Source organism: uncultured Holdemanella sp., assembly GCF_934754935.1.
GTDB lineage: Bacteria > Bacillota_I > Bacilli_A > Erysipelotrichales > Erysipelotrichaceae > Holdemanella.
The window spans coordinates 1-9,062 of record NZ_CAKVJB010000056.1; the positions used below are offsets into that span (position 1 = coordinate 1).

At 30.9% G+C, this 9,062-nt stretch carries 11 protein-coding genes; 4 read left to right on the forward strand and 7 right to left on the reverse strand.

What is annotated here, in order from left to right; translation table 11 throughout:
• Positions 1-75 precede the first annotated feature (75 nt).
• The 3 genes from Q0E86_RS10735 to Q0E86_RS10745 all read right to left on the reverse strand — a co-directional run bounded on the left by Q0E86_RS10735 (position 76) and on the right by Q0E86_RS10745 (position 3,612).
• Positions 76-384: a hypothetical protein gene (locus tag Q0E86_RS10735; RefSeq protein WP_117571736.1), complete on the reverse strand. Its 309-nt coding sequence runs from the start codon at positions 382-384 to the stop codon at positions 76-78.
• A gap of 94 nt (positions 385-478) precedes the next feature.
• On the reverse strand, positions 479-1,381 hold the full coding sequence (locus Q0E86_RS10740) for an AEC family transporter (RefSeq protein WP_295757060.1): 903 nt from the start codon (positions 1,379-1,381) through the stop codon (positions 479-481).
• 83 nt (positions 1,382-1,464) lie between these two features.
• Positions 1,465-3,612 (reverse strand): Tex family protein, encoded by a 2,148-nt coding sequence (locus Q0E86_RS10745; protein ID WP_295757062.1) that lies wholly within the window; start codon positions 3,610-3,612, stop codon positions 1,465-1,467.
• 398 nt (positions 3,613-4,010) lie between these two features.
• Here Q0E86_RS10745 and Q0E86_RS10750 point away from each other — a divergent pair, with 398 nt between their 5' ends.
• Together Q0E86_RS10750 and Q0E86_RS10755 are read left to right on the forward strand one after the other, a co-directional pair.
• Positions 4,011-4,445 carry a LytTR family DNA-binding domain-containing protein gene (locus Q0E86_RS10750; protein ID WP_295757065.1) on the forward strand — a complete coding sequence of 145 codons (435 nt, stop codon included), beginning with the start codon at positions 4,011-4,013 and terminating at the stop codon, positions 4,443-4,445.
• A complete protein-coding gene (locus Q0E86_RS10755) occupies positions 4,442-5,110 on the forward strand; it encodes a LiaF transmembrane domain-containing protein (protein ID WP_295757067.1) in 669 nt (222 codons plus the stop codon). Before Q0E86_RS10750 ends, Q0E86_RS10755 begins: the two co-directional genes overlap by 4 nt.
• 144 nt (positions 5,111-5,254) lie before the next feature.
• Here Q0E86_RS10755 and Q0E86_RS10760 read toward each other — a convergent pair whose 3' ends face one another.
• Positions 5,255-6,475, reverse strand: coding sequence for a helix-turn-helix domain-containing protein (locus Q0E86_RS10760; RefSeq protein ID WP_295757070.1), 1,221 nt, complete (start codon positions 6,473-6,475; stop codon positions 5,255-5,257).
• Between the two features lie 409 nt (positions 6,476-6,884).
• On the opposite strand from Q0E86_RS10760, the gene Q0E86_RS10765 reads away from it, so the two are divergent.
• Positions 6,885-8,057: an MFS transporter gene (locus tag Q0E86_RS10765; protein WP_295757072.1), complete on the forward strand. Its 1,173-nt coding sequence runs from the start codon at positions 6,885-6,887 to the stop codon at positions 8,055-8,057.
• Between the two features lie 73 nt (positions 8,058-8,130).
• Entirely contained in the window at positions 8,131-8,268 is a 138-nt protein-coding gene (locus Q0E86_RS10770) for a hypothetical protein (protein WP_295757074.1), read from the forward strand.
• Between the two features lie 9 nt (positions 8,269-8,277).
• On the opposite strand, the gene Q0E86_RS10775 is transcribed toward Q0E86_RS10770, so the two are convergent.
• Genes Q0E86_RS10775 through Q0E86_RS10785 form a run of 3 tightly spaced genes read right to left on the reverse strand, consistent with a single transcriptional unit; the run spans position 8,278 to position 8,938 of the window.
• Positions 8,278-8,472, reverse strand: coding sequence for a toxin-antitoxin system HicB family antitoxin (locus Q0E86_RS10775; protein WP_295757077.1), 195 nt, complete (start codon positions 8,470-8,472; stop codon positions 8,278-8,280).
• Between the two features lie 9 nt (positions 8,473-8,481).
• Positions 8,482-8,652 carry a type II toxin-antitoxin system HicB family antitoxin gene (locus Q0E86_RS10780; protein WP_295757079.1) on the reverse strand — a complete coding sequence of 57 codons (171 nt, stop codon included), beginning with the start codon at positions 8,650-8,652 and terminating at the stop codon, positions 8,482-8,484.
• Positions 8,597-8,938: a type II toxin-antitoxin system HicA family toxin gene (locus Q0E86_RS10785; protein WP_295757081.1), complete on the reverse strand. Its 342-nt coding sequence runs from the start codon at positions 8,936-8,938 to the stop codon at positions 8,597-8,599. Before Q0E86_RS10785 ends, Q0E86_RS10780 begins: the two co-directional genes overlap by 56 nt.
• Between the last annotated feature and the right edge of the window lie 124 nt (positions 8,939-9,062).

Here is a 9,062-nt window from a genome sequence, read left to right on the forward strand (position 1 = left end):
TTCGGATTTTTAATCTCGAATATTCGGTCCTTTTTTATTAGGCTGAAACTTCTTTATCCGTTACAGCCCCTTTTTTTACTGTTGTTGTTCCTTCATTACATCTGCGTATTTTCTACGACCTGGATGTAAGTTATCAACATAGTAACGAACTGTTAAAGTTCCAGCAACTTTAGTACGGATCTTAGGCTCTACAATAAAGCCATCCCCTTCTAACATTGCATCTAGCATAGCTTTGCAGCAACTAGCTAAATTTTTTGCCCCTGGTTCACATTCATTCATAAACTCTTTGGCATTCACTTCAATGTATAACCACATTTTATCATGAGCTTCTTGTTTCATTTCCTGTAAACGAGCAGCATATTGTTCTTGAGTCCATTTTTCCATAATCATGACATCCTTTCTTATATGCTAATCATACAACATTCTACCCAATAACTCAAACTTTGGCCTGTATTTACAGTTGCATTTGTCACGTTTTTTACAAACTATGTAAAATAAACACAATTGGAATCGTTACCACACACGCAACACTTGTTAAGAATATGGCTTTGCTAGCTAGCGTGGCATCTTCACCATACATCAGTGCATATACACTTGAATTACTAGCCACTGGCATACACATAATGAGTATAAGCGTATTTTCTATCAATGGATCGACATGAAATAGTGATAATGAAAACATGTAGAACAAGGGTAATAGAATCATTTTAAATACTGTAAATGCCCATAACTTCAGATCCAACAATTCTTTAACATCCATATTCACTAACCCAGCACCAATTACCATCATAGATAATGGTGTTGTCACATTACCTATATATGTACATGTTTGAGCTAAAATATATGGAAGTTTAATATTTAAGATACAAAGTATAAGCGCAATAACAGAGGCAATCATCGGGCCATTCATAAATTTCTTAAAGGAAAATCCTCCCTTACGAAATAAACTCTCTCCATATCCATACATCAAACAGTTTAATGGTAATAAGAATAAAGCTCCATAAAGCATGGCTTGATCGCCTAATATAGCTTGAATAGCGGGTAATCCCATAAAACCAGCATTGGTAAATAGAAGCATAAATTGCCAAAGGGCTTTGTTTTCTTGAATACGTAAAACTTCAACAATAATTTTAGATACAACGCCTGTAAAAATCACAAATATCGCAAAAATAACAAGCACATGAAACAATTCACTTCCTGTAAATGGCGATCCATTTTTCACAGAACTAATAATCAATCCTGGAATCCCGATCCTTAATAAAATATTAGATGCATATACATTTACTTCATCGTTAAAGATGTTCTTTTTAGCTCCCACAAATCCAACAATCATAATAAATAGTAGAATTGTCATTTGTGTAACAATCGTTGTGATATTCATAACATTCCTCTTCCATTAAATGAAAAGGACAACAATGAGTTGTCCTACTTTAGTCTAGATAATAAACCCCTATTTGTTGATTGTCAATTTGGATTGACCATTGTTAATTGAACTTTTTGTTTCTCCTGATCAATATTATATACCCACACCGTAACAATATCTCCTACAGATACTACATCACTTGGGTGCTTCACTCGTTTTGTACTCATCTTTGAAATGTGAACCAAACCATCTTCGTGTAATCCAATATCGACAAAGGCACCAAAGTCAACCACGTTACGAACTGTACCTTCAAGCTTATCGTTAATATGTAAGTCTTCGATTTCCAATACATCTTTCCTTAATAAAGGAGCATCATATTTCTCACGATAATCTCTTAGAGGCATACAAATCGCATCTAAAATGTCTTTTAATGTATATTCATCCAATCCTGTATCTTGCATCAACTGTTTTGTATCACAATCTGAAATCACATCTTTAGCTTTTTGTGTGCCTAAATCTGAAGTATCCAAACCTAATTCCTTCAACAATACTTTCGTTGCCTTATATGATTCAGGGTGAATACTTGTACGATCTAATGGTTCTTTTCCATCTTCAATACGCAAGAATCCTGCTGCTTGTTCAAAAGCTTTTGGGCCAATCTTAGGAATCTTCTTGATTTGTGTACGCGATTCAATTTTTCCATTTTCCTCACGATATGACACAATGCTTGTAGCACTCGCATTATTTAATCCCGCAACATTTTTAAGTAAAGAAACACTGGCTGTATTAATATTTACACCGACGCGGTTAACGGCTTTTTCAACCACGAAATCCAAACGTTCTTTTAATCTTGCGGTTGGCAAATCATGTTGATATTGTCCAACACCAATCGATTGAGGATCGATCTTAATCAATTCAGAAAGTGGATCCATCAATCTTCGCGCAATCGAAATGGCACTTCTTTGTTCAACATGTAAATCTGGAAATTCTTCAATAGCTAATTTAGAAGCACTATATACACTAGCACCTGCTTCAGAAACAATAGTATAGGATACTGGTAAATTAAATTTCTTGATTGTATTGGCTACAAAAGCTTCACTTTCTCGACTTGCCGTACCATTACCAATCGCAATTAAATTCACATGATATTCATTACATAATTGAACTAATTTTTGTTCAGACTCTCTTACTTTCGCATTCGGCTGATGTGGATAGATTACATCGACTGTTAATTTTTTTCCTGATGCATCAATAACAGCCAACTTACATCCAGTTCTAAAGGCTGGGTCAAAGCCTAGAATCACTTTATCTTTCATAGGTGGTTGAAGTAATAGTTTTTCTAAGTTCATAGAGAAAACATCAATACTTGATTCATGCGCTTTTTCACTTAGAGCCGAACGAACCATTCTTTCAATGGAAGGATAGGCCAATCTTTTTAAACCATCTAAAATAGCAGTACGAACATATTCACTTGTACCACTGTTATTAAAACGAATAAATCTACGACATACCCAATTTTCAATATATTCTTCATTAAAAGAAATCGAAACATTTAATACTTTTTCTTTTTCCCCACGATCAATCGCCATAACGCGATGTGGTGCTAAAGTATTGACTCTTTCTGAATAGTCATAATACATCTTATATACTTTATGATCATCTTCATGATCTTTCTTTTCACTTGTGACAATACGCCCAAAGTTTGTCATTGAATCCAATATTTTATTACGCACATCTACATCGTCACTTACTTTTTCAGCAATGATATCGCATGCACCTTGAACGGCAGCCTCACGATCTTTTACATTTTCATTGATATAAGCATCCAATTCAGTTTCCTTAAAATAACGCGGAAACGACATGAATGTATCGGCTAATGGCTGTAAACCACTGGCAATCGCAACACTTGCACGCGTCTTTTTCTTTTGTTTGTAAGGACGATAAATGTCTTCTACCTGTGACAACTTTGTACATGCATTGACATTCTTAATGATTTCATCATCTAATTTACCTAATGTTTCAATACGTGCCAAGACTTCTTCTTTTCGCTTAGCTAAATTTACTTGATAGGCATAATTTTCTTGAATGACACGAATTTGTTCTTCATCCAAGCCTTTTGTACGTTCCTTACGATAACGCGCAATAAAAGGAACGGTAGCACCTTCTTCTAATAGTTCCAATGTATTCTTAACTTGCGAAATTGAAATATTTAGCTCTTTCGCAATTAAAGAAATTATATTTTCATCCATTTATAAAACCTCATTTCAACTCTATTATTATACCAAAGATTAAAATACTTCGTCTTATTTCATGTGAATATTTCTTGCAGAATTCAGTTGTGAATGGAAAAACGTCATTATTTCAATATTTTATTTTGCATAAAACGTCATTATTTCATTATTTTAGAAATAAATATAACAATAATATCTGATGTCTCATCCTTTAAAGGATTTTGAAGTTGCAGAATAAATGATAAAGAACGATTAATATACAAAATTGATGAAGGAGCTATATATAGGCACCATTATACATCCCACTAAAGAAGTGAATCAATTTTACTTCTCTTTTCTTGACCACTTAGCCTTCTATTTTTACCACTTACTTTTCAAGACTATACTTTTAAAAATCCTTGTGGAATAATAAAACCATGAAAGTAAAACTAGAAATTGATGATTCACTAGAAGAAGATGAAATCGTCATACGTACAAAAGAATATACTGAGGAATTGAAACAATTAATTTCTAATTTTAAATCAAAGCCAAGTATACAATTCTTTAAACAAGATACAGAATATTATCTGGATTTAGATGCGATTCTATTCTTTGAAAGTGATAATGGAACAGTATATGCGCATACTGCCAATGATATGTTTTCTACAACACAGAAGTTATATGAATTAGAAAATATATTACCAAATTCCTTTTTAAGAATCTCTAAATCTACAATTGTGAATATACAGAAAATTTATTCTCTATCGCATTCTGTATCGAGTCATCTCATTACTTTTCAAAATAGTCATAAACAAGTCTATGTATCAAGAATGTACTACAAAGTATTAAAAGAAAGAAGGAATCATTTATGAAAAGAAACTGGTTTTGGGGCCTTATTTGTATTCTAGGTGCCATTTTAATTTTTGGGAATCTATTTGGGATCATTCATTTTACTCTCAGTCTATGGAAAATCATTGGAACACTAATCTGCCTGTCCGTTATTATCGATGGAATCAAAGAAAAAAGTTTTTATGGCCCATTATTTGGGATTGCGATTATTTTCTCTTTATTCAGTAAAGATCTTGGTTTTGAAGATATATCTATATGGCTTTTATTATTAGCCACTTGGCTTTTAGCTTGGGGATTAACAAATATTATTCATCCAAAAAAAAGACACATTGAAATAGAAGATATTGAATATTCTACAAATTCCATCATCAATGTTTCTGCTAGTTTCGGAGGAAAAGTTCAATATATTCAAACCAATGATCTACAATATGTGACCATTGATTCAAAGTTTTCAGGATTGAAGCTCTATTTTGATCAGGCTACCATTCAAAATCAGGCTACGATTGAAATCGATGGAAACTTTACAGGTATTGAACTCTATGTACCTAAAGAATGGAATGTACAGAGTCATGTTCGTTCCTTCTTTGGTGGAGTTGATGAAAAAGGACAGCCATCATCTAGTGGCTATCCTACATTAAATATCACAGGTCATATTCATTTTGGTGGAGTTGAAATCCATTATATCTAAGAAAGACAATCAACGTCTTTCTTTCAGATTGTTGACAAAAGCCTATACCTTTTCGTAAGGACATAGGCTTTTTATTGTATATGCGTTTTACCCAAGCTTTAATTACTGGTCTTATCAATTGTTTGTGATACATACATATAATATTTATCTGTTTTTATATATGTAATAAAGTTCCTTATATCTTCTTTGAATTAAATATACTTCCTCAAGATCAGTTAGATAAAATTTTTGAAATCCATACGAAAATATGTTTTGGCTATTTTGAAAAATAAATTCAATATCTTCTTGATAATTTTTATTATATAAATAATTAGGCTCTTGTAATTTGATGGCCAATGAATCCGATATCTTCATTAAAAAATTTGAAAATTTACCATCTTGTTTGGCTGCGAATTCATTTATCCAATTAATATAATAATTTGCTTTTTCATATTCTTTTAATTCTGTATATAAATATCCAAGCTTATGAACTACAAAAAAAGAACTTATTGAAAAAGCGTACTTATCTGCTTCTAATGCTTCCAAATAATATCTTGCTTTTTCTATATTTTTCTTTTCAAGCATAGTTGCTCCTAAGTTATAATTAATGGCAAAACTAATATCATATTTCATAAATGGAGCAAGATTCTCAAGCTTTTTAAAATACTTTACAGACTCATTAGTATTGCTTAATTCCAAAGAGCATAGTCCCAAGAGAAGAAGACAGCCATACATTAGATTGATATTACAGTTTTCACAGGCCAATTCATAGCACTGCTTTGTGACCATATAAGCTTCGTTTATGTTCCCATTATGAAATAAGGTATCACAATAAAAATAGTTCAACCATCCATGTCTGTCTTCGTCAATGAGTTTTTCAAAATCTCTGAGTCTATTATTGGTATTCTTGTGTTTTATAATTTTTAATAAATTATAAAAATACAACTCGTTAAGATTCCCAAATTCAATCACTTCGCTTACCAAATCTAAGATTTCCTCATCAATATCTTGATTATTTATATGATATAAATCAAAGTTAGAAAAGAGTTTTGCAATATAAAAAAAGAGAATATATTCTGAATGAAGATAATTTGCTTGTTCCTCCTCTATTTTTGCCATTAAATCTGATCTATCCAAATTTAACATAAGTCTTTGTATAAATAACTCTGTTATAGGTTTAAGACGATTCGTATTTGACTCTAAAATATCAATATTTATATTACTCAACCTTTCTAATATTTGATTGATAATCTTAGGATTAATATTACTTTTGTTATTTTCTATTTTACTCAATGTTGAAGGGGTACATATTCCATCGCATAATTCTGAGATTGATTTTTTCTGTAGATATCGATTAATTTTTATATATTTACCGTAATTTACCATATACATTCATCTCCAAAAAAATATTTATAATATATATTCGATTTTATCATAGATCCGCTTTTCAAAAAATTGAATTTCAATATTTTACTGTTAAGGAAAGAATATTGCTTTTTAAAAAATGCCAAAAAGAATTGCTTGTCATGAGCATTAAATGTATTTTAACGCTCATAAAATCGAAAGGTATTATTAATTTTATGCTACAAGCGTTCTATTTAACAGTTAAAATGTATTAATTAGGAAATATTTCTTGATATTTAAATCTAAAACGTGTATAAATATTATTGTTTGTGGAAAACAATTAAATGTATTAGCAATAAAATTATGAATAGAATGATAAAGCGGCAGATTATACGAATGATTGTTGGTTTAACAGAATTATTCATAAAAAATTTATTGGAGGGAAATGCATATGGAGTATAAAAGAAATGTATATTTATTCTTAATCTTTGATTTTTTAACGAATTTATCACCATTAAGCTTTATTTATGCGCTTTTTCTAAAGCAACAAAACATATCTTTAACACAAATCGGATTTATCATTTCAGTTTATCAGATTTCAAAACTTATTTTTGAAATTCCAAGTGGTGTTTTTTCTGATAAATATGGTAGAAAAACATGTGCTTTTATTGGGCAGTTTTCACTAATTGTTTTCTTGGTCTCTACTCTTATTACACGTTCATATAACTCCTTATTATTGATTTCTATCATACGAGGAATCTCTTTTGCATTTTTATCCGGAACTGCTGACTGTATTTTTAGTGAATCTATTTTAAAGTGTTGTCCAGATAAAATGGATTACTATATGGGCGTTGATAAAATATTGTTCTATTGTAGTATCGGATTGTCTAGTATAATTGGTGGCTTTTTGGCTGGATATAGCTATGCTACTGTATTCTACTTTGATATCACTATACAAATTATATGCTTTATTTTTATATTTATATTTAAAGAAACACGGATGTTCAATAACAATCAGAAAAAAGAGCCTAAAGAGTGTATTCGATTTTTTCATGGATTTGATTTTTTAAATTACAAAGTTATATATTTGATTCTGTTACCTGCAATTTTAGCAATATGCTTCCTTCCTTATGAGGATTATTATTCAGTATTACTAAAGTCGCATAACATCACTGAAAACGTAATTGGTTTTATGTTCAGTTGTGTAATGTTCTCACAATCGGTATTTGGAATTTGTGCTCAAAAAATTAATTCCAAACTAGGATATGACTTTAGTGTTAGAAAACTGCCTTTTATAATGGTTACTTTATTTATAATAATGTCTATTTTTCAAGGACATATATTATTATCCTGGCTACTTTATGTTTGTTGTGCAAGTTTAATGAGCATTAATAATATTTCATACAATTCATGTCTTCAAAAAAGTATAGAAGATACAAATCGTGGTACGATTCTTTCTTTACGTAGTTTATTGATTGCTGTAACAGGCATGCTTATTTCTCCATTGGTTGGACATTTTTCTGATATATATGGATTCTCTACAACATTTTTGTGTTGCGGAATCATTTGTTTAAGTCTATTATTTATTACTTCTATTTTGGCTAAAGAAATACAAACCCATTAATTTTAACGCTATGGTAAGAATGAGAAGATATATTCCATATTGGGCTTAATTTTCGTTCACGGTCATTCATGCTGTGATTGATGAAACAAATTCCATCATCAATATTTCTTCTAGTTATGATGAAAAAGGACAGCCATCATCTAGTGGCTATCCTACATTAAATATCACAGGTCGTGTTCATTTTGGTGGAGTTGAAATCCATTATATCTAAGAAAGACAATCAACGTCTTTCTTTTTTATATTCCGCATCATTTTTCGCAAGAAGATACAAACAATATTGATTCATACTGATCCCCTCTTCTTTGGCGTGTATAGATAAGGATCTATGAAGGCTTTTTGGTATTCTTAATTTAAATTGTCCAGAATACGATTGTAGATCACTAGGAAGTGGAATCTCTTTTCCATCTTCTAACATGCCTGAAATTCATGTTTCTTTTGCGTCTTTGGCAAGTTCTAACAAGTCATCTAATGATTCTGAACATGTCATACATCCAGGAAGATCTGGATAAGATAATACATATCCGCCTTCATCTTTATCTTCAACAATTTCCATACGATACGCTAGATTCATGTAGTAGTTGAGTTCTTGATTCATTTTCCTTCATCTCCTCTTCTATCACTTTTTTAATCATTTTTACATACACCTTTTTTACAGGTTTATGTCTTGGAATCACAATACGGTTACATCCAGGTTTTACAAATGAATAATGACTCGATCCACCTTTAGGTTGTTTGATCTCATATCCATATTCTTTCATTACTTTAACTATCTCTTCAAAACGAATATCATAATCCAATTCTAGAAATCTTTTTAACAGCTTATCCCAAGAAGACATCTTTTCACCTCCATTATATTTGGTGTCATATTCGGTGTCAATCATATTTTTAATGATCTCCACTTTAATTAAATCAGGTGTATGTGAAAAAGACCCTTAACTTTGCAGAATTTGTATAACTAAAAAATAAAAGAAGCATTAGTAGCTAAATTCACCAATGCTTCTGTCA